Here is a 25,150-nt window from a genome sequence, read left to right as displayed (position 1 = left end):
ATCCGCTTCAGCAGCGGAAACTGAATATATAGTTACCTGGATTATATAAACCGGGTAATCATCCCCTGGGACGAAGGCAAGTACGTAAATCATTCCTGTGCTTCAAACTCGACAGGCTTGTTGGAATTCGATAACATTAGTATTGCGCTCCGCGACATCTCACCAGGCGACGAAATTGTGGAGGACTATTATTGTTACTTCGGTCATTTCGAAAGCTTTGACTGTCGATGTGGAGCACCCAATTGTCGGCGAAACATAAAACAGGACAACTCGTACCGGGCCGATCTACGACTGAGTTTGTATGACGTTCCCCCTTTGCTTCTCAGCCTGCCCCAACCGTTGCCAGCAATCCGCTCGTCGGAGAACGACGATTTCCTGCGGGTACTTCACTCCTGTGCGTTAACTGCCTGATACGATAAGGGGATGGGCAGTTTTATGGTATATTTGTGAAAAGTGTTAAGCATGCGTTTCTCTTGGCTGACCGCCTTTATTTTCACTAGTTTACTCGCATTTGAAGCTTGCCAGTCGGCTTCAACCACCGAAACGAATACCGCTCCACCGGTTCCTACTCAATTAAGTGGTCGGCAACTTGCCCAAACGTACTGCGGTAGTTGTCATCTGGCACCCGACCCCTCGTTGCTCGACAAGGTTACCTGGCGGAATGGCGTCCTGCCTCAGATGGCACTTCGTATGGGGCAATCGGATCAGCAGATGAACGCGCTGGCCAGCATCGGCAACATGGAGGAGATGACGCGAATTCTACAGGCGAAAATCTTCCCGGAGAGTCCAATGCTTGACTCCACCGACTGGCAAAAGATTGTTACGTATTATATCACCACGGCTCCCGAAAAACCTCTACCGCAACCTGCCCGTAAACCGGTTCAGCTAAGTTTGTCCTTGTTTCAGCCAAAGCTATCAAAATACGCGATAGACGGTTTCGTGACCCTGCTGAAGTATGATTCTATACGTCATCAGATTTGGGCGGGTGATGGACGCGGTCATCTTTACGCGCTTAACAAAGACCTACGGCGGACAGATTCTGTTCAGTTAAGCAGCCCGGTTACCGACCTACGCACAAACCGCGACGGCAGTACTGAGCTACTAACAGTTGGTATGTTAAACCCGAACGACCGACTGACCGGCGCATGGAGTCACCTCAACCCCACAGATAAACAACCGACTCCTGTTCTGCAAGGATTACAACGTCCTGTAGCCGCCATACCCGCCGACCTTAATCAAGACGGTCGCGAAGACGTTGTGATTTGTCAGTTTGGTAATTACCTGGGCAAACTCAGCTGGCACGAGAAAACAGCCAGCGGCTACACTGAACATCTTCTGGACAGCGTACCCGGTGTTCGAACAGCCATAATTCAGGATGTAAATAAGGATAAATGGCCTGATGTAGTTGCTTTACTGTCGCAGGGCGATGAACAGATTGCGGTTTATTACAATCAGCAAAATGGCTCGTTTGTCAAGAAAACCGTGCTGCGCTTTCCGTCCGTTTACGGTTCGAGCTACCTCGAACTGAACGACATTGATCTCGACGGCGACCTGGATCTTGTGTACACCAACGGCGATAACGCCGATTACTCCATCGTATTGAAACCCTACCACGGTGTCCGCATTTTTCTCAACGACGGCCAATTCCGTTTTCGGCAAGCCTGGTTTTATCCAATGCATGGAGCAACGCAAACGGTCATTCGCGATTTCGATCAGGATGGTGATGCGGATATAGCGGCCATTGCCCACTACCCTGATTTTTCGCAAGAGCCAAATCAGGGCTTTGTTTACTTTGAAAATCAAGGAAATCTTAGCTTCGCCCCGCGCACCTTTACGAGGGCCAACCAGGGGCGTTGGCTCCGAATAGACGCTGGCGATGTAGACCAGGACGGCGATGATGATATTTTACTAGGCTCGTTTTTCCGACCCACCAACGCTAAATACGCCGACCTGATGAATCAATGGGCAAAGCCAGGTGCGGGTATCCTGCTGCTCGAAAACAAGCTGAAGTAGAGTCCTGATGTACTTAAGAAGTTGTTTAGGATTATTGGTCGCGGCCAGTTGTAGCCCGGACGTAGCCGTCCGGGTGTGCTAACCATTTCTTAGCCTGACAGCTACCCGGACGTGGCCGTCCGGGCTACAACTGGCTCCTTCAACTAGGGATTAGTTTTAAAGCGAAAAACTAAACGTGTCTATGTGCTGAAGACATCAAGACGTTTAGACAACTTCACAAGTTGTAAAACGCCACCGCATTAGCGCCAAATACTTTGGCTCGGACTTCGTCTCCCCAGGGATCAACGTATTCTTCAATGAGCGTTTTGACCTGCGTGTAGTTTGCTGCCACCAGACATACTGGCCAGTCGGAACCAAACATCAGCCGATCAGGGCCAAATTGCTCAAAAACAACATCCAGATACGGGAAGAAGTCCTTTTTACTCCACTCCTGCCAATCAGCCTCGGTAACCATTCCCGACAGCTTACAGGATACATTCTTGTTCTTGGCAATTTCGGTCATGAAATTTGCCCAGCGGGTAATTTCCTTTTTCTTAATGTAAGGCTTAGCCAAATGGTCGATCACAAATTTAACTTCGGGCAGCGCTCGGACCAGATGCATAGCGGCCTTCAGCTGACTGGGATAAATGAGAATATCGTAGGTAAAGTCGAACGCGGCTAACTGCCGGATACCCTTTACTACCTCAGGACGCATGAAAAAATCATCTGGCTCAGCCTGGGCAACATGCCGGAATCCTTTAATCTCTTCAAATTGCGACAGAGCTTCCAGTCGTTCATACAGTTGCACTGATTGCAAATCGACCCACCCAACAACGCCCTTCACAATATCGTAATTCTGGGCCATGCTGACCAGAAACATTGTCTCGCTCTCAGACTGCGAAGCCTGCACGGCTACACAACCAGCGATGCCATTTTCAGCCAGAACCGGCTCTAGATCAGCGGGCAAAAAATCACGTTTTATGACAGCCATATCGTCCGTGATCCAGCTGTCACGGACAGGGTCAAAGTGCCAGAAGTGCTGGTGAGCGTCAATAATCATAACTGTCTGAACCGCGTCGGCGGCTCGGCGAGATGTAGAGGATGGGAAGGATTTACTGGATTTTGTTTTTCAGAAAAGCGACTAACAAAATCTGCTCAATGCCGGTCAGACAAATGACTTTGCTACTTGCCGCTGCTCGCCTAGCCCTTCGATGCCCAGTTCCACCACATCACCCGGCTTTAAGTAACGTTGTGGACTAAGCCCCAAACCAACGCCTGCCGGCGTGCCCGTTGAAATCACATCGCCGGGCAACAACGTCATGAACTGACTGATGTAACTAACCAGCGTCGGTACGTTGAAAATCATATCGTCGGTATTGGAATCCTGTAGTCGTTCGCCATTGAGAGACAGCCACAAATGCAGCGCGTTCGGGTCCGCCACTTCGTCTTTCGTGACAAGGTACGGTCCTAGTGGTGCAAACGTATCCGCGCTTTTCCCTTTTACCCACTGACCACCTCGTTCGAGCTGAAACGCCCGCTCGCTGTAATCGTTGTGAAGCGCATAACCGGCAATATAATCCAGGGCGTCATCGAGCTCAACGTAGCTGGCCTTTTTACCGATGATAATGGCTAGCTCAACCTCCCAATCCGTTTTCTCGGAGCGTTTCGGGATAATAACGTCGTCGTTGGGGCCACAGAGCGCCGTTGTTGATTTAAAGAAAAGAATTGGTTCGGCAGGGATGGGGGCATTCGTTTCGGCCGCATGTTTGGCGTAGTTCAGTCCGACACAAACAATTTTGGAGGGTCGTTTCACGCACGGCCCAAAGCGCTGATCAGCCGAAACTTCCGGGCAGTTTTGAGCGTGACTTTCTAACCAATGCGCTAGTCGCTCAGGACCGTTAGTGGCAAAGAAAGATTCGTCATAATCTTCACCGAAGTGAGTGACGTCAATGGATTGACCTGTAGGCAATACTACACCGGGATGTTCGTGAGCGGGGGCGCCGAAGCGAAATAATTTCATGCTGAGAACGTATACTTTCGGTTAAAAGAACCTTGAGCGGCTATTTTAACCATACTTCGTCAGCTTACAAACTAAAACCGCCTGACAACCCGCATAATTTGATCGAATTACCGAACGGCCTTATCCTATAGCCTTTAGCTTGGCGCTCTTCTATCCGCTAATTCGGTTTAGCAATCAGCTTAATATTTTTTAAACACAGAGGAAAAAAGGCTACACAGAGCACCTATTGAATCTACCCTATGAACCTACTATTATTGCGACTTTCAATACTCCATTAGTTCATGAAAGCGCTTTATCTTAATCTTCTCTTATTGATCGCCCAGTTAGCCTTCGCGCAGAAAAGGGTTACGGTTAAAATCAATAAAAATGTTGAAATTTTCAATGCTCTCGCCGTTCAAAACACTACAAACTGGCTAAAAGACACGTTGACTAATCCAAATTTTATGGCAACGAGTGTGCTCATGCGCCGGTCATACCACCATTTTCAGAGCGCCCAAAACCACCCCATCTTTACTCCATACAAGCGGTTGGAAGATAAAATTGGCACAGGTGTTTATCTGCTTAGTTTTTATTACACTGACGTTCCAAACGCCCAACGCAAAGCACCTGTCAGTGAAGTTATTCTTCGTGAACTTCATCCAAACAAGGATTCTGCGCAGTACCTGGTTGATAGCTTCATGCGCCAGCTTAACCAGTTTTATAGAGACGTTCAATTCGATAAATTCGTAGCCGAAAACCAGTACGTCTACCAGAAAGCACTGACCGAGGCCTCTCAGAACCTGCCCGATGCGTCGTTTATACCTGTTCTGGAAGCCTACTACGGTGCCACCAAACACGGTTATCACATTATTCTGAATCCTTTCTTCAATACAGATTGGGGTATGGGCTGGGAAATAGCGTCGAAGGACGGAATGGACATTTATAATATTACTTCTCCGCTTTCAAAACCCACAATTGGCGAAGACCAGCGGATAGTTTCGCCGGGCTTCAACAACGCCCCCGAAATTCGACGCCTGTCTGTGCACGAGTTTGGTCATTCGTTCGTCAATCCATTGGCTAATCAGACTGGCTACAAAACGCAGATTGAACGCTTTAATAACCTATACGAACCCATTGAGGGACAGCAACAATATCGTGATTGGCACACACAGTTCTGCGAGTACGTAGTGCGAGCGGGTGAAGTCAGGATCGCGTTAGCCATGAACGATCCGGCGGCCGCCAGAGCTACAGAAGTACGTGATGCCAAGTGGCGCTATTTGCCCCACTTTGTTAATCAGCTAACGTATTATGAGCAGAACCGGAAGAGATACCCGACGTTTGAGGCTTTCTTCCCCGACTTGATTGCGTCTCTGGCGAAGATTAACAAATAGGGATACAACACAGACGAACGGAGGCCACAGAGAAAACTTTTTGTTCTTAGTGCAACCTCCGCTCCTGTGTGTTATATCCCTACCGCTACGTGTTCAGTCGGGTAAAGCCCCCGTCGATTGGATAATCGCAGCCTGTTACAAAACCAGCTTCGTCGGAGCATAAGTACAAGGCTAACGCGCCAATTTCTGACGGTTGAGCCATACGACCGATGGGCTGTGTTTTCGACAACTTCTCGAACATTTCAGTTTCCTGACCCGGGTAGCTTTTTGCGATAAAACCGTCGACGAAGGGCGTGTGCACCCGCGCGGGCGAAATGCAGTTGCAGCGAATGTTATCTTTAAGATAATCTTTTGCCACCGATAAGGTCATTGTCAGCACGGCTCCTTTGCTCATGGAGTAAGCAAAGCGATCGGCGAGGCCTAGTGTAGCCGCAATAGATGCCATGTTCAGAATAACGCCCCCACCGTTGGCTTTGAAATGCGGAATAGTGGCAAACAGGCAGTTATACACACCTTTTACGTTGACCCGAAAAATCCGGTCAAAGTCGGCTTCAGTTGTAGTCTCCGCCGTTCCGATATGCGACACGCCAGCGTTGTTCACTAAAATATGGATTGGGCCCTTCGCAGCGATCTGATTTATGGTTTCCAGAACCTGCCCCTGATTCGATACGTCTACGGCATGAGCTTCGGCCCGGCCACCATCAGCAATTAACTGCTCGGCCACCTGCTGAGCCTGTTCACTATTCAACTCCAGGATGTGCACCATGGCACCCGCCTGGGCGAATGTTTGTGAGATAGCCAAGCCGATACCGCTGGCCCCGCCCGTAATAAGAGCCGTCTTGTTTTTGAGTGAGAACATAGGTAAAGAGTGAATGAATGAAAGAGCGAATGAGTAAAAGAGCGGGTATGCTTTCACTCATTCGCTCTTTCACTCATTGTTTTATAATGATACACCAGATCGTTTCCAGGGAATGAAGTCATCCTGGCCGAGCCGCTCAGCCTGGGTAATTTCTTCCCCCGAGGCTAACCGAACGATATACTCCAGTAGCGCATCGGCACTTTGTTCAATACTCTGCTGGCCATCGATGATTGGTCCACAGTCGAAGTCAATCACGTCAGGCATCCGGTTTTTGAGTACCGTATTTGTGGACACCTTCACAACCGGGCAAATTGGGTTGCCGGTAGGCGTGCCGAGCCCCGTTGTGAACAGAATTACGTTTGTGCCGGAGCCCGCCATGCCCGTTGTGGCCTCAACATCGTTTCCCGGGGTGCAAAGCAGGTTTAGTCCCGGTGTCGTGACTGGTTCAGCGTAATCCAATACGTCGGTGACAGGAGCGGTACCGCCCTTTTTAGCAGCACCTGCTGATTTAATGGCATCCGTAATCAAGCCATCTTTAATGTTCCCCGGCGAAGGGTTCATGTCGAAACCAGAGCCGACAGCCTCAGCCTGAGCCGAATAACCTCCCATGAGGTTAATGAACTTTTGAGCCTTAGCGTTATCGGCGGTTCGGTTAATGAGTTCCTGCTCTACGCCGTTCAACTCCGGAAATTCGGCCAATACGGTTTTCCCGCCCAAGCCAACGACTGTGTCTGACAGATGCCCCAATACCGGATTGGCCGAAATGCCCGAAAAGCCATCCGAGCCACCGCACTTTAAGCCAACAGTTAAAGCGCTGAGCGGAGCTGGTTGGCGTTCGATCTTGTTGATTTCGATTAGGCCCAAAAACGTTTCTTTAACGGCCTGCGCCATCAGGGCATACTCTGTGCCGGCCTGTTGTTCATAGATCAGAAGCGGTTTATCAAAGCTCGGGTTCTGACGCCGAATCTCTTTCTCTACTGCGTCGGCCTGTAGATGCTGGCAACCTAAGCTCAGCACCGTAGCACCAGCTACATTAGGATTGTTAATGAAACCCGCCAGTAAAGCCCCCAGATAAGCCGAATCCTGACGGGTACCACCACAACCCATTTCATGCGTTAAAAACTTGATACCATCAATATTTTTGAACGGTCGGTTCGCCTGACGGTTTTGGGCAGGGTGAGTCAGGGTTCTGTTTTGCGACTCGTCGACGAAGGGCTGCATTTTATGGATAACGCCTATTTCCCCCGCCTTATACAGACTTACTAACTCATGAACCTGTTCGCGGTACGTTTCGGGTTGAGAGTAACCGAGTTCGCGCTCGAAAGCGTCTTTTAAAACGAGAACATTCCGATTTTCGCAGAAAACCAGCGGCACCACAAGCCAATAATTGCGGGTGCCTACGCTCCCATCGGCGCGGTGGTATCCCATGAAGGTACGTCCCTGCCAACGCGATACATCGGGCGGTTGCCACGCATACGGCTGTTTTTTATCCAGACCATACCGGTCAGCATCATGTTTGAGGTTAAACGTAGTAATGGGCTCACCGCGTCGGATTGGTTGTGTTGCTTTACCAACCAACACGCCATACATAGTAACAGGATCACCGGGTTGACGATCTTCGGTTACAAATTTGTGCTTAGCCCCCACCGCGTAAGGCAATTCATATATATCATTTTCGAATTCAATTCGCTCGCCAGCCGACAGATCGCGCAGAGCGACGATTACGTTATCGGCGGGATGAACTTTTAACACACGAGCAGGCATCAGAAAAGTTGTTTTTATACGTAAAGAGACGCTTCAGTCCGAAATATACCACCCCTACTAAAAAGATTGGTCAACTTTATTGCGAATGTGAATGCCAATCCCAAGTTTTGACGTCAAGATTCCTACCCAACCATGGTGCCATCCGTATCCGCCAAGCAAACGGGCTTTCTGGCCGACCGTCTTATGTCACTGGACGTATACCGGGGCTTCGTGATGACATTGATGGCCGCTGAGCTTTTACAATTTCATCGGTTGCACGAATCGTTCCCCAACAACAAACTCTGGGCCTTTTTGGCGGATCAGCAAAGTCATGTCGAATGGGCAGGCTGCTCGCTTCACGATCTCATTCAACCGTCGTTTTCGTTTCTGGTCGGTGTGGCACTGCCGTATTCGCTGGCTAGCCGAGCGGCACAGGGGCAATCGTTTGCCGCTCAGTTCGGTCATGCGCTCCGACGGTCGCTGATCCTGATTTTACTAGGCATTTTCTTGCGCTCAACGCACGCCAATCAAACCTATTTCACGTTTGAGGATACCCTGACACAGATTGGCCTTGGTTATCCTTTTCTTTTTCTGCTGGGTCACACCCGCCCTCGAACCAGCTGGATTGCGCTGGGTTCCATTCTGTTCGTTTATTGGCTGGCGTTCGTGCTCTATGCGGCCCCAGGCGCTAGTTTTAAGTATACCTCCGTTGGTGTACCATCGAACTGGCCCGAACACTACAGCGGTTTGATGGCTCATTTTAACAAAAACAGCAACCTTGCCTGGGCGTTTGATCGATGGTTTCTGAACCTGTTCCCCCGCGAAACGCCATTCAGCTTCAACGAGGGTGGTTATGCTACCCTCAGCTTTATTCCCACGTTGGGTACCATGCTGCTCGGGTTACAGGCAGGGTGGTGGCTGCGGTCAGCAGCGATGACACAGTTGGACAAACTCAAGCGGTTTGTCGTAGCCGGGGGGATAGGAATTATAGCGGGTCTGTTACTGCAGATTGTTGGTATATGTCCCATCGTTAAGCGCATCTGGACACCTGCCTGGGTGCTGTTTAGTGGTGGGTGGTGTTTTATGCTATTAGCTGCGTTCTACTACATAATTGATGTTGCGCAGTCCGGGCGCCGATGGGCCTTTCCGTTAGTGGTCGTTGGGATGAATTCCATTGCAATTTACTGCCTCGTTCACCTGATCGACCGTTTCATTATTGATTCGCTGTATATCCATTTGGGCCACGCTCCTTTTCAGATGCTGGGCCCTGCCTACGAACCGCTGCTTGTTGGAGTCGTTACGCTCTTTATTTTTTACCTGATTCTGCGGTGGATGTACCGCCGTAAACTCTTTATCCGCATTTAACATGCCCACAGCCAACATATTAAATCTCTTTGATCAAACGATTTTCTACGGCAACATCACTATTGAAAAAGGCCGCATCGCACAAATCGACCGTCTCGGGCGCGAACGGCCCGGCGAACCGTACATCCTACCCGGTTTTATCGATGCGCATGTTCATGTTGAAAGCTCATTACTCACTCCACCTCAGTTTGCCCGGTTAGCCGTTGTGCACGGTACCGTCGGCACGGTATCAGACCCTCACGAAATCGGTAACGTACTGGGCGTTGCCGGCGTCGAATATATGATCCAAGAAGGCAAGCGCGTACCTTTTAAATTCATGTTCGGTGCCCCCTCCTGTGTTCCGGCCACGACCTTCGAAACGGCCGGGGCTACCATTGGCGTCCGTGATGTTCGTAATCTACTGGCCATGAAAGAAATCGGCTACCTGGCCGAAATGATGAATTTTCCGGGTGTTCTACACCAGGACCCGGACGTAATGGCCAAGATTGCTCTGGCCAATGCCTTTAATAAACCAATTGATGGTCACGCACCTGGTCTGACAGGCGATGCCGCTCAACAATACATTGACGCCGGTATCAGCACCGACCACGAGTGCTTTACGTATGAAGAAGGGCTCGATAAAGCCCAGCGCGGGATGAATATTCTTATTCGGGAAGGCAGCGCAGCCCGGAACTTTGAAGCCCTGATTCCACTTCTGGCCGAATTCCCAATGCAGATTATGTTCTGCTCCGACGATAAACACCCGGATACACTGGCCGAAGGGCACATCAACCAGTTGGTGTTACGAGCGTTGGCAAAAGGCCACTCGTTATGGAATATTCTACGGGCTGCCTGCCTGAATCCAGTACTGCATTACCGTTTACCGGTCGGCCTACTCCGCGAAGGTGATGCAGCCGATTATATCGTCATCAACAATCTACAAGACTTCCGGGTGCAACAGACCGTCATCAACGGAGAAGTTGTGGCCGAAGATGGCGAGTCGAAGATCCCGGACCTGCGCAGTGAGCACGTCAATCAGTTTAACTGTTCGCCCAAAACAGCCGCCGATTTCGCGGTCGATATCGTCGCTGAAACAACGAGTATCCGCGTCATTGAAGCACTCGATGGGCAATTAATTACGAACGGTGTATCCGTACAGCCTAGCATACGTAACGGTCAGGTCGTAGCGGATGTCGAACGTGATATTCTCAAACTAGTTGTCGTGAATCGATACCAGGATGTTCCACCGGCGATTGCATTCATCAAAAACTTCGGCTTAAAACACGGAGCGCTTGCCTCTTCTGTTGGCCACGACTCGCATAACATTACGGCGGTAGGCTGCACCGACGAAAGCATCAGCCAGGCGGTCAATCTGGTTATTGAAGCTCAAGGAGGATTAGCCGCCGTGGCTGGTACAATACCTCACGAACATGACCATGAGCTGATGAGCCGTCGTAAGTTCCTCCATCTGACAACGACGCCAGAGACGCAACTTTTGGCGCTGCCGGTAGCGGGGCTGATGACAGACACCGATGGTTACGACATCGCGGCTCAGTACACAGCCCTTGACCAGTTTGCGAAACAAGAGTTAGGTAGCACCTTAGCTGCTCCATTTATGACGCTCTCCTTCATGGCGTTACTGGTGATTCCTTATCTTAAATTAAGTGACAAAGGCTTATTCGATGGCGGGGCTTTTCAATTTACCCCCCTTCAAATAGTGAAAAAGGGCCATTAAAAAATTTTATTAATCTACCGTTTTAAATTCTATTTTTTATAGATATGTTTACACATCCCAAGGCTATTCTTAATCCTTACCTCTTACCTACCCGCTCATGGCTCGCTCTCGTACACAAACCGGCCCCGATGACGAAACATTATGGAATCAGTTTCGTGGTGGCGATGAAAACGCGTTCGCTCGGTTGTATCAGAATTACGTGCAAACCCTTTACCATTACTGCGCTCATTTTGCCACCGACCGGGCACTAATCAAAGATTGCATCCACGACTTGTTTGTCGAGCTTTGGAAGCACCGCACCACCATTGGCCCAACCACTTCAGTACGATTTTATTTGATGGCCTCCATCAAACGGAAGCTGGTTCGTCACTTAACCGCTGAGCAGAAGCTAGTTAGTCAGGATGAGATTACAAACGGCCGACGGGTAGGCGATACCCTCCCCGGTGCCGATCAGTCTCATGAGAACCTACTAATTGCCCACGAGGAAGATTCTTACATGAATGATTGCCTGCATCAGGCCCTCGAAAAACTACCCCGGCGTCAGCGCGAAGCCGTCCATCTCCGCTATTTTCAGAACATGAGCAACGAAGAGATTTCGGCCCTCATGGAAATCAATATCCAATCTGTATACAACCTTATCTTCGGCGCAATGAGTAACCTCAAACGGTACGTAACGCCCGAGAATGTTGCGCTTTAACCCTGACTATTCCTAAACTTGATCGAACCCGGTAGCCAACGAATGGCTACCGGGTTTTTGTTTTACCCCAGCAGTGGTTGCGCGGGCCAGGTTGTTCGGGTAACTTCGCTTAATGAATACGGACTCAACGCCCCTACCCGAGCGGGTTCGCCCCCGCACCCTCGACGATGTTATTGGCCAACGTAAATTAATAGGTCCCAGTGGTGCTTTACGGCGAGCGGTCGACGCCGGACGATTACCCTCTATGATCTTATGGGGACCACCGGGCGTTGGTAAAACGACGCTGGCTTTGCTGCTGGCCGAAGCCGTTAAGCGCCCCTTCGTAGCCTTGAGCGCCATCAATTCAGGCGTTAAAGAAATCCGGGACGTATTGAGCCGGCCAACCGGAATCTTTCCCCCAGTCGTGTTTATCGATGAGATTCACCGCTTTAATAAAAGCCAGCAGGATGCTTTGTTAGGCGCGGTTGAGAAAGGGCAGATTACCCTCGTAGGAGCTACCACCGAGAATCCTTCGTTTGAAGTAAACAGCGCTTTGTTATCGCGCTGCCAGGTGTACATCCTAGAAAGCCTGAGCCGCGACGAGCTTATCGAGCTTGTTGACCGAGCTATCGCGCGCGATGCCTTTTTGCAGTCAAAGAACATAACCGTAGCGTCGTATGATGCCTTACTACGCCTGTCGGGTGGCGACGGCCGTAAACTATTAAACCTACTTGAGCTAGTTGCCTCGGCTCATGTTTCTGCCGACCCGTTGGTAATCACGGACGAAGTCGTAACGACCGTTGCCCAACAGAACATTGCCCGATATGACAAGTCGGGGGAACAGCATTACGATATCATTTCCGCATTTATTAAATCATTACGCGGCTCCGATCCGAACGCAGCCTTGTACTGGATGGCCCGAATGATCATTGCGGGTGAAGATCCGGTTTTCATTGCCCGGCGAATGCTAATTCTGGCATCTGAAGACATTGGCAATGCTAACCCAACGGCTATGATTATGGCGTCGGAGGCAGTACAGGCCATAAAAGCTATCGGCATGCCCGAAGGCCGAATTATTTTGTCGCAGGTGGCGGTTTATCTGGCGACATCGCCTAAAAGTAACGCGAGTTACGTAGCCATCGACGATGCCATTGCGTTAGCAGAGAAAACAGCGCATTTACCCGTACCGCTGCATCTACGTAACGCGCCGACCAAGCTTATGAAGCAGATTGGCTATGGTAAAGAGTACCAGTACGCTCACGCCCACGAAGGCAATTTTGTTCAGCAGAATTTTCTCCCCGACGACTTACAGGGACACAAGCTCTACGAACCCGGTCAAAACGCCCGGGAGGCCGAAATCCGACGAAATTTACAAAAATGGTGGGGTGAATGGTATGGCTATTGAGCCAAAAAGCACATAGCGGCTTAATTCAGATTAAGGCCAAATAATACGCCAATCCAGGGTTTGTTATGGTACACCCAAGCCTGTCGGTTTTGATCAATCAAATAATCAAACCCGACAGCAAGACCTACGTTAAACACTCGTGCGTCATAAATCCCAGCCAGCCCCGCATCTAAAATCACGCCCTCATATTCGTAACCGACTCGATTGCTCGTAACAAGGTCATTAATCGTGGCCGAGCCAATACCGGCAAACAGGCCATAGCCAAACCCCTGACTACGTAATTGCCGAACGCCCAGCGTAGGTGTAATTGACTGCCAGCGGTACTGATGGAAATCCAGCCGCCGACCCAGATACACAGCCGCGTTGAAATTCGAGTTTAGCTGGGGCGGTAAACCTGCCTGAGACGGCCGGATTTTGAACGGCAGCGTAAATACGTCAACGTCGATCTCAGTACGATAAAAACTCCACTTCTCGTATGTTCTGGACGGTACAGAGCGCCGTTCCCCAGTTTGAGGAAGCACTAACTGGAGCGTATCGCCAGTGTCCATTACATACACTTTCCGTTTGGCTAACTCGGGCTTAGCCGAACGAAAGATTTGATAGAAGCTCGGTTCCAACGTTGTAGATGACGACGTAGCCTTACAGCCAATACACATCCAGCAAAAGGCCAGGCAGCTTACTAAATGTATGAGCCGTAGATAAGTATGCATAGGCCAATGGCTGGAAATTGACGTAACGAAAACGGCTTGTGTATGAAAGTCTATGTATTCGGTAACGTTAGCCCGCCAGCTATCTGTTTTGCCGATTTCGATTAAAATCCTGCTGCTTTGAGCCGAAGGCCGCTATCTTCGGGTAAGCCAAACACCAAATTCATGTTTTGCACAGCCTGCCCCGACGCACCTTTGGTTAAGTTGTCAATTACACTCGTAATCAGTAGCTGGCCGTCGTGCAGTTCGAGGTGTAAAAAACACTTGTTGGTATTCACTACCTGTTTTACATCGACCGGTGCATCGCTGAGGTGCGTAAACGGGTGAGATTCGTAGTAGGTCCGGTACAACTCCTTTGCTTCTTCCCGTGTACCCGAAAAAGGCGTGTACACATTCGCCATGATGCCTCGGGTAAAATCGCCCCGATACGGTACGAAATTGATGGCATGGTTAAAGTCGGGATCAAGCTGAGTCAGGCTTTGCCGAATTTCTGCGAGGTGCTGATGCGTAAAGGCTTTGTAGATCGAAATGTTGTTGTTCCGCCACGAAAAGTGGGTCGTGGGCGAAAGAGCCTGCCCCGCTCCGGTGCTGCCTGTAATGGCACTCACCTGAACGGCCTCGGTCAACAGGCCCGCTTTGGCTAATGGCAGCAAGGCTAGTTGAATGCTGGTGGCAAAACAACCGGGATTAGCAATGCGAGTAGCTTCCTGAATTCGCTCGCGCTGAAGTTCGGGTAGACCATATACAAAATCATCATGCTCGTCGCGGAAATCGTTGCTAAGATCAATGATGGTGACATCGTCCGAGATGTCGTGCTCCGCCATAAAGGCCGCCGAAGCTCCGTGACCAGAGCATAGAAAAATGGCGTCGAGCCCTTCCTGCGCTAGTAACGCGGTTGGCTCTTCGCTGGCAAACGTCAGGTCCGTATCGCCCAACAAATCGGTATGGACAGTCCAAACGGGTTTACCAGCCTGACTATTGCTATGTACGAAGGCTACGTTTACAAATGGGTGATTAACAAGAATACGTAGCAGTTCGCCCCCGGTATAGCCTGCCCCGCCGATGATACCAACGTTAATTTTCATTCAGAATCGTGTTCGTTAAACTGGACAACGCCTATGTCCATGAATTTGTCTCATAATAGAGACCTCTTCAACAGAACGTATGCCATTGCCTGGTACGAGGATTAATTAAACACGAGGTGTTGATTTGCACAACCAACACCCTCGTGCATAATACGTAGTTGACTTACGAGTTACGATCCCGTATTTTCTCGTAAATCATTACCTGATTGGATGCTACTTTGGAGAAGCCCCGAACGTCGTCGCCCGTCCAGGCATTGTTCATTTCACCGTAAGAGCCAAATACCGACGCCATGAGGTCATGGTCCGACTCGATACCCAGCACCTGGAAGCGATAAGGAGCCAATAGTACGTGCACTTTACCAGATACGTGCCCTTGCGTATCGCTCAGGAACGTTTCAATATTCCGCAGCACAGGGTCCATAAATTGGCCTTCGTGCAGCATGGTTCCGTACCAATTTGATAACTGCTCTTTCCAGTACAGCTGCCATTTGGTCAAGACATGCTTTTCGAGCGTATGGTGCGCCTTCAGCAAAATGAGCGGGGCGGGTGCCTCAAAGCCCACCCGGCCCTTGATGCCAATGATGGTATCGCCAACGTGAATGTCGCGACCAATGCCGAACGGCCCGGCTATCTCCGTTAGCTTACGAATGGCATCAACCGGATTGGCGAACGTCTCCTCTCCAATGGCCTTTATCTCACCGTGCTGGAATGTTAACGTAATAGTTTCGGGCTCCGTTTTGGTGACCTGCGTTGGCCAGGCTGATTCGGGCAGGAACTGGTCAGACGTAAGCGTTTCTTTGCCGCCAACCGACGTGCCCCAAAGTCCTTTATTGATTGAGTAAGCGGCTTTATGCCACTCCTGCTCAACGCCTTTCGACTTGAGGTATTCAATCTCGGCCTCCCGCGAAAGCCGCAAATCACGAATTGGGGTAATGATTTCGGCATCCGGCGCAATAATCCGGAACGCCATATCGAAGCGAACCTGATCGTTGCCGGCCCCGGTTGAGCCGTGCGCGATGGCCGATGCGCCGATCTCACGGGCATATTCAGCCGCAGCAATAGCCTGAAAAATACGCTCGGCACTCACACAAAGCGGATACGTGTTGTTCTTCAATACGTTTCCGAACACCAGAAACTTTAAGCATTGCTGGTAATAATCATCCGTTTTTGAGATGGTAACGTGCGATTTTACACCCAGCGAATACGCCCGCTCTTCAATCGCTTTAAGCTCGGTATCGGAGAAGCCACCGGTATCGACGAGTACGGAGTGAACCTCCATGCCCCGGTCTTCCGACAAATATTTAACGCAGAAGGAGGTATCCAGACCTCCACTAAAGGCAAGAACTACTTTTTGAGACATTAGATAGAAGACGTTGGACGCTCATCGGCCGTTGCGGCTGACTGCCCGCCGTCAGGATAGTTTTGGCGGGGCAAATATCTGGCTTTTAGCGTTATGTTGCGAGAATGAATGTAAAGGAGTTATGACAACACGGATGAACTTCATGAATTAGTTTGCTTACTATTACATCACGGCACAAAAACTTCCCTCTGTCTATGAGCTAGCTGCAAGGTAAATTACCCAATGCGAAACTGAAAAATGGCTTGGAAAAGAAATAACTAAAACCTTCCAAATTTTGACGAATTCATAAAGCCTAATCTATTGTCAGGTATTGGCCTGGCTATTGAATTGACGTTTTTCAGATGCCCCCATCACTGCCAAACTGCGAACCATTGGCAGAAGGATGGCTTCAATTTACTGGTGACAGTAATGTCCATTCGCAGGAAGGTTCGATTAGATACATTATATAGTAAAGAACACGCCTAACTTCTTTAATTGGGTAGTAAAACGCCTACTGGTATCGTCTGATTTATAGAACGTAGCTACCTGAAACATTTCGGTATCAGCTTTACTCTTCTGCCTGATTTTGTGCAGCCCAGCTCTGCCTATGCAGCTGCTGAAACGGTACTGTCTGCTGCCAGGGTGAAATGCGCTCTTATTGTGGCAACTGCACTTCCTCAAAACAGCCCCTCAATCAGGCTACTTATGCCCGCTGAGATAAGCGGGCGGTTAAACCGAGGTATGGCTCGGTCGATCCTCTGTAAATCTACCTACCATATAATAAATAAGTGACTGGTAGATAACCCTAAATTTTACTTCAGCCTAGCCAGCTAGTTTAAGGAGGCCGATAATCATTAACAACCCAAGCAGGTATGTAGACCTTATCCACTTAAACAATAAGATTTGCTTTATACCAAGGCCTCTTTATGGCCATTTAGCCTGATTTGGCTGGATTATACTACCAGACTACTTTTACGGCTGATCAAGTAGATTTTTCTTTAAGCCCCTTGGATCGCCTAGTCCACACGCTATCTTCCTATGCTAATAACCTTCTACGGGTAACTAACCATGCTAGGCCCGGCTCTTCGGCCAGTACTTCTCAAACCGGCCGAAGCTCAATATACCAGGCCTGGTATAAGGCCTACTTACCAAAGGATTGATTACCTGTCTTTGCTTTTTACAAATATCTTATACAACCTGTTTATGACTACAACGACTACCTTACTGGCTGCTCTGCATCGATTCTGGTTAATTAGTTTAGGACTTCTCGTATCCTTCAGTACCTGGGCTCAGACAATCTACGTTACGCCAACCGGTGCTGGCCAGCAGACCGGCGCCGACTGGAACAATGCCTTACCTGGTGACCAGCTTCAGCCTCAGCTTGCCAATGCTACTGAAGGCCAGGTTTTTCGTCTAGCAGGAGGGCTTTATAAGCCCAGCCAGACAGGCGATCGTTCTATATCCTTTATCGTACCTTCAGGAGTGCAGGTGTTTGGCGGCTACGCAGGTAGCGGGCCGGAGCCCGACGCCCGGGTGAATTTTGTGCTCCCAAGCCAGCCTAGTAGTACAACTTTATCAGGCGACATCGACAACGACAATCAACTCAATCAGGCCAACACCAATAACGTTGTCCGGTTTACCAAAGTCAGTGACCAAACCCATTTAGACGGGGTAGTGATTACAGGGGGGTACGCCACTCAAACTCTATCAAGCCCGGGTGCTTTTGCGTCCCAAGTTGCGGGGGGCGGTATGTACAACGATGGCTATTTGCGTGGTTCTAGCTCCCCGGTGATCCAGAACTGCTTATTTATCCTCAATTATACTTCTGGGAAAGGGGGAGCTGTCTTTAACGATGGCGGTTTGGGAATCACTAGGCCTACATTCACCAACTGCGGTTTCGTCCGCAACACAGCAGCCGAAGGGGGCGCTATTTACAACTCAGGATTCTGGGGGATAAGTAGTCCAAGCCTGACTAACTGTCAATTCGATTTCAACACCGCAGCCAGTGGTGGCAGTATGTATAATTTTTCGGAAGGGCAACAATCCTCCTATTATGGCGAAAGTAACCCCGTTCTAATCAACTGTAGCTTTACCAATAACACAGCTTCCGTTAAAGGCGGGGTTATGTTCACTATAGCACAAGGAGTGAATACAGGAGCCAACCCAAAGTTAGTAAACTGCACCTTGAAGAGCAACGTTGCTCCCACTGGGGGGGGAGGGGCTTTTTATAATCAAGCGACGCCTTTCAATATTAACTATGTATATCTCAATGCGGGCCCTACGCTCTACAACAGCATTCTGTGGAACAACGGCGGTCAAGACGCTTATGTCAACGTTCAATACAAACATCCCACTGGTGGCAGTACAGGGACGGGTTACACTCAACTTATTAATTGCTTAGACGAGTCGGCACTCACCATCTCACCCTTTGTAAGCGATCAGACCTTACAACTACGCCCCTGCTCACCAGCCATTGATGCCGGCACCAACGCCTACTACACAACCCGCTCGGGCCCGTCTACCGACCTGGCGGGTAACCCTCGGTTCTTTCCCTCGGAGGGTATCATCGATATTGGAGCTTATGAGTACCAAGGCCCGGCGAATCAATCTCTCGCCATTGTCCAGCAACCAACTAGCCAATCCATCGTTACTACGGGGGCTACTGTGCAGGTCCCCGTCCTGCTTAATAGCTCCGCCACCAACTACGCCTGGTACCAGGATGGTACGCTCCTCACCAACCAAAGCTCAGCTACGCTGACTCTGACCAACGTACAACCCGCCCAGACCGGCTCCTACTCACTAGTAGCTACCAGCGCCTGCAACAGCGTTACCTCCACTGCTTTTAGCCTGTCGGTCTCCCCAGCCCAGCCGCCCACCAACCCGCCCTCAGTCAGTGTGACCGCTAACGCAAGCCGCTTGTGTATAGCCAGCACTACCCTCTTGCAAGCCCAGGTCAGTGGTGGCACGGCGCCCTACACTTACAACTGGACCTCCAGCTCTGGGGCCTCCCTCAGTAACCCCCTCGACAACACCATCTCACTCAGGGCCGATACTCCAGGACCGGTCCTGGTCAGTGTGCAGCTTACTGATGCCAACAACCTTACCGCTACAGCTACCTTCTCCTTGACAGTTGAGGCCGCCCCAGATGTTAGTATCACCCCCTCGGCAACGGCCATTTGCCAGGGACAAACCGCTACCCTGACGGCCCCAGCTGGGCTAACCTACCTCTGGACTGATGGGCAGACTACCCAGAGTATTGCCGCTACGGCCGCCGGTCTCTACTCCGTTACGGCCACCAACAGTGCGGGCTGCTCGGCTACGGCTACCGCTAGCCTAGCCCTCAACGCCCTGCCTGACGCAAGCTTCACCGGGCTACCTACGACCATCTGCCAGACCGCTCCCCCTGTGCCTTTAGTGCCCGCTACAGCCGGAGGGAGCTTTGCCGGACCAGGTCTCGAAGGGGCTCGCTTCAACCCCGCTTCGGTGGCTGTCGGCGGGCCGTATTCGGTTTCTTACACGGTAGCCAACCAGGGCTGCGTGAGCACCTCCACTCAGGCAGTTAGTGTGCTGGCTGCTCCAGCTCCACCCAGCCTACTGACTCAGACCGGCCAGCTCTACCCCGGAGGCCAAGCCCAGGTAAGCGTACCGCAGTATTTAGGCAACGTCACCCTGCTGGCCAGCGGCTGCCAGGGGGGTACCTTAAGCTGGAGCGGTCCTAATAATAGCGCTGGTACAGGTGATATCACGGTCTCGACTACCACCGTAGGTACGTTCGAGTATTCAGTGGTTTGTCAATCGAGTGGGTGTAGCAGTGCTCCGACCAGGGCAACAGTGGTAGTTCAATCAGCTCCACTTCAGGTAGTAGCGCCTTTATTTGATTGCGCTACAAACAAGCTGACGCTACGAACTACGGGTGGCAACGGGCAGCCCATTGAGTATCACATACCTTCGGTGACCCAGGGCTGGACGTCAGAAAACCCCGTCACGGTACAGGCTAAACACTTCAAGAAAGAGAAGTTAAAGCTGAGCGCTCGGCAACTAGGCCGTAATAATACCGACTATGAGGTAGTGAAGCTGGATTACCAGTTACCCACGTGTCCTTCTGCCCGTCAGGGAGCTAGTGCTGAACCGGTGGCTAAGCTAGAGGTGCGGGTGCTAGGTAATCCAATTAGTCACTCAACGGTCGAGATAGACGTGATTGGAGCAGCCGATCAAAGCCTCCAGGCCCAAGTAGTTGATGTTCAAGGTAGATACGTGAGTAGTCAACACGTACCATTGGCCGTTTCCCCCCAGCGAATGAGGTTAGATGTGGGTAATGGGGCAACCGGTGTACTGTTGCTAAAGGTGACTAGTACTACTCAACAGACAACAGTTAAGTTACTCAAGCAGTAAGAATTTGTTCAAGTATCGTACCACTCAAGAGCTCCACAGTCCCCTGAGTGGTACGATACTTATCTACTTCTTCGAAAACACCTAGCGGACAGTTGGCGTATTAAGTTGGGCAACAAGTATTGCATCTAGTTAGAGCTCATAAAAACGGTTTAACTATCAGCGCTTTTACAGCAGTACTAATAAACTACCCGGTAATATAAGCACATCAACCCGGCCAGTTGGTAAGGTAATCGGTTCGCCATCGGCATGAATCAGCAATGGCCCTTCGGCTTGTACAGTGGCCTTGGTCACGGACCGTCCATGCCAATAAGCGGATTGATTAAGCGTCTTATTGAATAGCCGCCAGGTTAGTAAGCCCGCTAACTGAACCGGGAAAGGCCGGATTTCACACAGCTCTAACCGACCGTCGGCAATGTTGGCCGTGGGAGCCATCCAGGCGTTGTTGCCAAACTGCCCTGCATTGGCGAACGTCAGCGAGAATAATTCTTTTTTCTGCCCATCAATCACAAACTGCTCGGGCCGATACGCCCAAAACGCCCGAAACGCCGTGCGGATATACGTAGGCAAACCACGGATTGGCTGTTTGGCAAAGGCATGGGCCACATAAGCCTCAAAGCCTAGCCCGGCCGTGCAGAAAAAAGGATGTCCATTGATCTCACCACTATCAATCACAACCGGCCGACCGTTCAACGCCCGTTCAATGGCCTTTTGCGGATTAAGCGGTATACCCAAATGACGCGCTAAGCCATTTCCCGATCCGATGGGTACGATGCCCAGGGCTGTTGCCGATCGACGTAGCGCCTGGGCCGTCTCGTTAATGGTACCGTCGCCCCCAATGGCCAGGACCCGGTTGATCCCCCGCTGAATGGCATCCTTGGCCAATTCGGTAGCGTGATGCGGGTATTCGGTCAGTACAGCTTCGGGAGCATAGCCGAGCGCTTCGGCACGACGCATAAAGCTATCTCGTAGCACAGCTTTCTGCGCTACGGACGTAGTACCAGAAAGCGGGTTGATGATGGCCAGAACGGCCGGTAGTGTGGCCACTCAGGAAAAGAATATAAAGAGTATGATGATGAAGACAACGATGAACACGTAATACCAACCATCCGAAAAAATGTACGGCTTGTACTCGTCATAAAATTTTCGAATTCTCATAAATACCTAAGGTGGTTCCTTACGTAAAGGTAGTCAGTTTACGGTGTTCGATTGGTACCGAACTGTCAATAGACAACCAACTTCCTGCCGTTCTATTCACAAGGCTTGTCCGCCATTAACGGCTAATACGTGTCCATTAACAAAGGATGCTTCGTCGGAAGCCAGAAATAAGTAAGCGTTAGCAATGTCTTCAGGCTTGCCAATACGCCGGACGGGAATAGTTGCAACGGCCTGATTGCGAACTTCCTCAGGCATTGCGTCGGTCATGGCCGTCTGAATAAATCCGGGAGCCACCGCATTAGCCGTTATGCCTTTAGGCCCCAATTCTTTTGCCCAGGAACGTACCATGCCGATGACGCCTGCTTTGGCAGCGGCATAGTTGGTTTGCCCAAAAGCGCCATGCACACCGTTAATTGATGATGTACAAATTATTCGTCCGTATTTCTGTTCGACCATGTAAGGCGCAACAACCTTCGTACAATTAAATACGCCGGTCAAGTTAACGTCAATCACCTGCTGCCATTCCAGGAACGACATTTTGAGCAGCGTTTTGTCGCGGGTAATCCCTGCATTATTGATTAATATATCAATGCGGCCGTGGCGCTCATAAACCTCACGGGCCGCAGCTTCAATGCCGGGCACGTCGGTGGTGCTGACCTTCATAAACTCGCATTGATATCCCTGATCACGTAATGTTTGCGCGGTTGTTTGGCCTTCATCGAGCAAGTCCCAAATGATAACGGTAGCGCCCTGGCGGCAAAACAGATCGGCGGCTCCCTGGCCAATGCCCCGGGCAGCTCCGGTAATAATCGCAATGCGGTTTTGTAGTCTCATGAAATTATAATCGGTAATAGCTAAACAACGTAGTGAATTTTCAGTAATGCCAATGGTAGCTTCTTGCTAAAGATTGATTCCTCAAATTTGTTTCGCCAATGCATGTATACCTTAGCTTTACGGAAAACAACCTAATCATGAAACAACTTCTCGCTGTCGTTTTACTTAGTCTGTTGGCTTTGCCCGCCATGAGTCAGCAATCAGCTGATCGCCGGGCCATTTTGCTCATTCTTAAACGCCAGACCGAAGATTGGAACAACGGACGCGTCGAGAAATTTATGAACGGCTACTGGCAGTCCGACTCGCTAACCTTTGTCGGTAAAGTGGGCATTACATACGGATATCAGGCTACACTGGCAAACTACAAAAAACGGTATCCTGACCGGGCGTCCATGGGCACCCTCAAATTCGACATTCTGCATATGGACTTTCCGGCTCCGAACGTAGCTTATGTCATTGGCCGCTGGCACCTGACACGGCCCAAAGTAGGAGATGCTGGTGGCTATTTTACCTTGCTATGGCGCAAAGTCAAAAAACGCTGGGTCATCGTGAGCGACCACTCAAGTTAAGCTAAAGGGGAAAAGCTATACCCGTCACTCTTTCACCCGTTCGCTCGTTCGCTCTCTGACCGGCTCCGTAATTTTTGGCTCTTTGTCCGACAGTCGTTCTCGTAGCTCAGTAACTGGCTTTTCAAAGAATTTAAAGAGTAGCGTCGACGACGTCAGGACCAGGACCCAGTATATAGCGACTTTCAGCCAGCCAACCGTGAACGAAGTCGTTGGGTAGCGTTCAATTACGTTCACCATGATGGGCGTCAGGTTAAGTAAGTACATGGAATAAGAGACCAGGCTGATGTGCGTAATGAACCGGGCGATACCAAATTTTGACCAACCGCCCGTTGCCGCTCGCCAGCCATCCATGTATGGCATCAACAAAGCCATGCTCAGACCAATAACGGGAAAGTAAAACGTGCGCTTGTAAAACACATAGGACGGATACACCCCCGCTTCTACATAGTACTTTAGGATGTAAATAGATGCAGTAAACGCAGTAATTACGGTTAAGGTCAAACCAACGAGTAGCAGTTTTCGGCGCCACTGCTGGTTTGCCCAAAAGTCTGGGAAATACTGTTTGACGTAAGCCGCCAAAACTCCGTAGGCAATGGCGTCAAGGCGGGCTACCACAATGCTCCGAAAGCCCAATTCTCCGGCCGAAATAGGTACCCGAAGCGCTATCAGAAGCCGAAATACATTTGTACCAATAATAACGAACAGGATCGTCGCTAGTACAATTCGTTGGCGCGGCCATTGGGTCGGGAGTAAGCCGTGCATGAGCCACAACAGCAATGGCAGGGTAATATATGACCACTCTTCGATAGCCAGACTCCAGGTTTCAGGAAAGAAACTGGGTAACTCGCTGGCAAAATTTTGTAGAAAAACAAAGTACCTGACCAGCTTGCTCGCCTGGGGAAGCGTATGGTGTACTCCGTTTTGCCAGGCCAGTAGCAGTGCAAGAACAATCAGTCCTGTTAGAACCAGGTAATAGTTGGGTAAGGTACGAAACCACCGGCGTGTCCAGAAGTTGAGCAGCAACTCACGGTCAAAACGGCCTTTCTTTTCGTAGGATCGGATCAGTATGCCGCCAATCAGGAAGCCGCTCAGCACGAAAAACAATTCGACGCCATCGGGCAGGAAGTTATGCCAGAGTGCTCCGCTGTAATAATCTTTTAGGGCAACGTTCGAGTGAGCATCTACAACCATCAGGATCGCAGCCGCCCGCATCACATCTAATCCAAACACGCGCTTTGCCGATAGCGTATCCAGCGAAAACAGTTTTTTAAACATAATTCACTAAGTCGGCAACAAAACTACGTGCAATAAGCCATACTTGAACCGGAAAATAGTTAGCGGTAAGGGTAACTTTGCAGCAACGAGTCATTTCGGCTATCAGCCAGCCGCACTGAACAAACCTGTTTAATCACCACTAATCCATTCGTATGACTCCTGAATTTACGCTTGATGCTGTTCATCGCTACGCCTTTCGTTTTTCGCAGGCCGATGTAATTGATTTTGCCCGCGTTACGGGCGATAACAACCCACTGCACCTCGACGCTGATTTTGCCGCCCAGACCCCGTTTAAACGGCCTATCATTCATGGTATGCTGGGAGCCAGTATATTCACGAAGGTGTTGGGTACGGAGTTTCCGGGCTATGGCTCGGTTTATCTGGGCCAAACGTTAGAGTTCCTGCGCCCAATGTTCGTAGAAACGGATTACGAAGCTACGTTCACCGTAAAATCAATCAATCTAGACAAACACACGGCTGAAATCCTTGGCGAGATTCGTGATGTTCAAACGAATAAAGTCACCACCAAGGGTATTGCTACGCTGATGCACCGGGAAAAAATTTAGGGTTTACGCTACACGGTAAATAAAAACAAAATCCCCTGCTAAGACGAGTGCCTGCAGGGGATTTCAGTTTACCAGCCGGATAGG

At 50.2% G+C, this 25,150-nt stretch carries 20 protein-coding genes; 10 read left to right on the top strand and 10 right to left on the bottom strand.

What is annotated here, in order from left to right:
• The first annotated feature begins 24 nt into the window (after window positions 1-24).
• Window positions 25-411 carry an SET domain-containing protein-lysine N-methyltransferase gene (locus ACFSUS_RS27195; protein ID WP_381527945.1) on the top strand — a complete coding sequence of 129 codons (387 nt, stop codon included), beginning with the start codon at window positions 25-27 and terminating at the stop codon, window positions 409-411.
• 51 nt (window positions 412-462) lie between these two features.
• A complete protein-coding gene (locus ACFSUS_RS27190; protein ID WP_381527922.1) occupies window positions 463-2,013 on the top strand; it encodes an FG-GAP repeat domain-containing protein in 1,551 nt (516 codons plus the stop codon).
• 214 nt (window positions 2,014-2,227) lie between these two features.
• Here ACFSUS_RS27190 and ACFSUS_RS27185 read toward each other — a convergent pair whose 3' ends face one another.
• The gene (locus ACFSUS_RS27185; protein ID WP_381527920.1) at window positions 2,228-3,052 is read right to left on the bottom strand and encodes an amidohydrolase family protein; all 825 of its coding nucleotides are present in this window, start codon (window positions 3,050-3,052) and stop codon (window positions 2,228-2,230) included.
• Between the two features lie 105 nt (window positions 3,053-3,157).
• A complete protein-coding gene (locus ACFSUS_RS27180) occupies window positions 3,158-4,012 on the bottom strand; it encodes a fumarylacetoacetate hydrolase family protein (RefSeq protein WP_381527917.1) in 855 nt (284 codons plus the stop codon).
• 281 nt (window positions 4,013-4,293) lie between these two features.
• On the opposite strand from ACFSUS_RS27180, the gene ACFSUS_RS27175 reads away from it, so the two are divergent.
• Complete coding sequence (locus tag ACFSUS_RS27175) at window positions 4,294-5,382, top strand: DUF4932 domain-containing protein (RefSeq protein ID WP_381527914.1); 1,089 nt, start codon at window positions 4,294-4,296, stop codon at window positions 5,380-5,382.
• 85 nt (window positions 5,383-5,467) lie between these two features.
• Here ACFSUS_RS27175 and ACFSUS_RS27170 read toward each other — a convergent pair whose 3' ends face one another.
• On the bottom strand, window positions 5,468-6,241 hold the full coding sequence (locus ACFSUS_RS27170) for an SDR family NAD(P)-dependent oxidoreductase (protein WP_381527911.1): 774 nt from the start codon (window positions 6,239-6,241) through the stop codon (window positions 5,468-5,470).
• Window positions 6,242-6,322: 81 nt separating this feature from the next.
• Window positions 6,323-8,005, bottom strand: a complete 1,683-nt coding sequence (locus ACFSUS_RS27165) for a UxaA family hydrolase (protein WP_381527908.1) — start codon at window positions 8,003-8,005, stop codon at window positions 6,323-6,325.
• Between the two features lie 132 nt (window positions 8,006-8,137).
• On the opposite strand from ACFSUS_RS27165, the gene ACFSUS_RS27160 reads away from it, so the two are divergent.
• The 4 genes from ACFSUS_RS27160 (at window position 8,138) to ACFSUS_RS27145 (ending at window position 13,144) form a co-directional block, all read left to right on the top strand.
• Window positions 8,138-9,349 (top strand): acyltransferase family protein, encoded by a 1,212-nt coding sequence (locus ACFSUS_RS27160; RefSeq protein ID WP_381527906.1) that lies wholly within the window; start codon window positions 8,138-8,140, stop codon window positions 9,347-9,349.
• Window position 9,350: 1 nt separating this feature from the next.
• Window positions 9,351-11,063 (top strand): adenine deaminase, encoded by a 1,713-nt coding sequence (gene ade, locus ACFSUS_RS27155; protein ID WP_381527904.1) that lies wholly within the window; start codon window positions 9,351-9,353, stop codon window positions 11,061-11,063.
• A 97-nt stretch (window positions 11,064-11,160) separates the two neighbouring features.
• A complete protein-coding gene (locus ACFSUS_RS27150; RefSeq protein WP_381527902.1) occupies window positions 11,161-11,760 on the top strand; it encodes an RNA polymerase sigma factor in 600 nt (199 codons plus the stop codon).
• Window positions 11,761-11,872: 112 nt separating this feature from the next.
• A complete protein-coding gene (locus tag ACFSUS_RS27145; RefSeq protein WP_381527900.1) occupies window positions 11,873-13,144 on the top strand; it encodes a replication-associated recombination protein A in 1,272 nt (423 codons plus the stop codon).
• 20 nt (window positions 13,145-13,164) lie between these two features.
• Here ACFSUS_RS27145 and ACFSUS_RS27140 read toward each other — a convergent pair whose 3' ends face one another.
• The 3 genes from ACFSUS_RS27140 to ACFSUS_RS27130 all read right to left on the bottom strand — a co-directional run bounded on the left by ACFSUS_RS27140 (window position 13,165) and on the right by ACFSUS_RS27130 (window position 16,296).
• Window positions 13,165-13,761 carry a hypothetical protein gene (locus tag ACFSUS_RS27140; protein WP_381527898.1) on the bottom strand — a complete coding sequence of 199 codons (597 nt, stop codon included), beginning with the start codon at window positions 13,759-13,761 and terminating at the stop codon, window positions 13,165-13,167.
• Window positions 13,762-13,955: 194 nt separating this feature from the next.
• A complete protein-coding gene (gene argC, locus ACFSUS_RS27135; RefSeq protein ID WP_381527896.1) occupies window positions 13,956-14,936 on the bottom strand; it encodes an N-acetyl-gamma-glutamyl-phosphate reductase in 981 nt (326 codons plus the stop codon).
• A gap of 163 nt (window positions 14,937-15,099) precedes the next feature.
• The gene (locus tag ACFSUS_RS27130; RefSeq protein WP_381527894.1) at window positions 15,100-16,296 is read right to left on the bottom strand and encodes an argininosuccinate synthase; all 1,197 of its coding nucleotides are present in this window, start codon (window positions 16,294-16,296) and stop codon (window positions 15,100-15,102) included.
• 1,182 nt (window positions 16,297-17,478) lie between these two features.
• Here ACFSUS_RS27130 and ACFSUS_RS27125 point away from each other — a divergent pair.
• On the top strand, window positions 17,479-20,667 hold the full coding sequence (locus ACFSUS_RS27125) for a choice-of-anchor Q domain-containing protein (protein ID WP_381527892.1): 3,189 nt from the start codon (window positions 17,479-17,481) through the stop codon (window positions 20,665-20,667).
• A gap of 165 nt (window positions 20,668-20,832) precedes the next feature.
• Here ACFSUS_RS27125 and ACFSUS_RS27120 read toward each other — a convergent pair whose 3' ends face one another.
• Window positions 20,833-21,711, bottom strand: coding sequence for a diacylglycerol/lipid kinase family protein (locus tag ACFSUS_RS27120; RefSeq protein WP_381527891.1), 879 nt, complete (start codon window positions 21,709-21,711; stop codon window positions 20,833-20,835).
• A 207-nt stretch (window positions 21,712-21,918) separates the two neighbouring features.
• Window positions 21,919-22,656, bottom strand: a complete 738-nt coding sequence (gene fabG, locus ACFSUS_RS27115; protein ID WP_381527889.1) for a 3-oxoacyl-ACP reductase FabG — start codon at window positions 22,654-22,656, stop codon at window positions 21,919-21,921.
• A 137-nt stretch (window positions 22,657-22,793) separates the two neighbouring features.
• Here fabG and ACFSUS_RS27110 point away from each other — a divergent pair, with 137 nt between their 5' ends.
• On the top strand, window positions 22,794-23,225 hold the full coding sequence (locus ACFSUS_RS27110) for a YybH family protein (RefSeq protein WP_381527887.1): 432 nt from the start codon (window positions 22,794-22,796) through the stop codon (window positions 23,223-23,225).
• 24 nt (window positions 23,226-23,249) lie between these two features.
• Here the strand turns inward: ACFSUS_RS27110 and ACFSUS_RS27105 are convergent, their stop codons facing one another.
• On the bottom strand, window positions 23,250-24,500 hold the full coding sequence (locus ACFSUS_RS27105; RefSeq protein ID WP_381527885.1) for an acyltransferase family protein: 1,251 nt from the start codon (window positions 24,498-24,500) through the stop codon (window positions 23,250-23,252).
• Window positions 24,501-24,652: 152 nt separating this feature from the next.
• Between ACFSUS_RS27105 and ACFSUS_RS27100 the strand changes: the two genes are divergently transcribed.
• Entirely contained in the window at window positions 24,653-25,066 is a 414-nt protein-coding gene (locus ACFSUS_RS27100; RefSeq protein WP_381527882.1) for a MaoC family dehydratase, read from the top strand.
• Window positions 25,067-25,150: the final 84 nt, after the last annotated feature.

The organism is Spirosoma soli, assembly GCF_042684525.1.
Taxonomy (GTDB): Bacteria; Bacteroidota; Bacteroidia; order Cytophagales; family Spirosomataceae; genus Spirosoma; species Spirosoma soli.
Note: the sequence above shows the minus strand (reverse complement) of the source record. Positions and strands in the feature narration are given on the sequence as shown.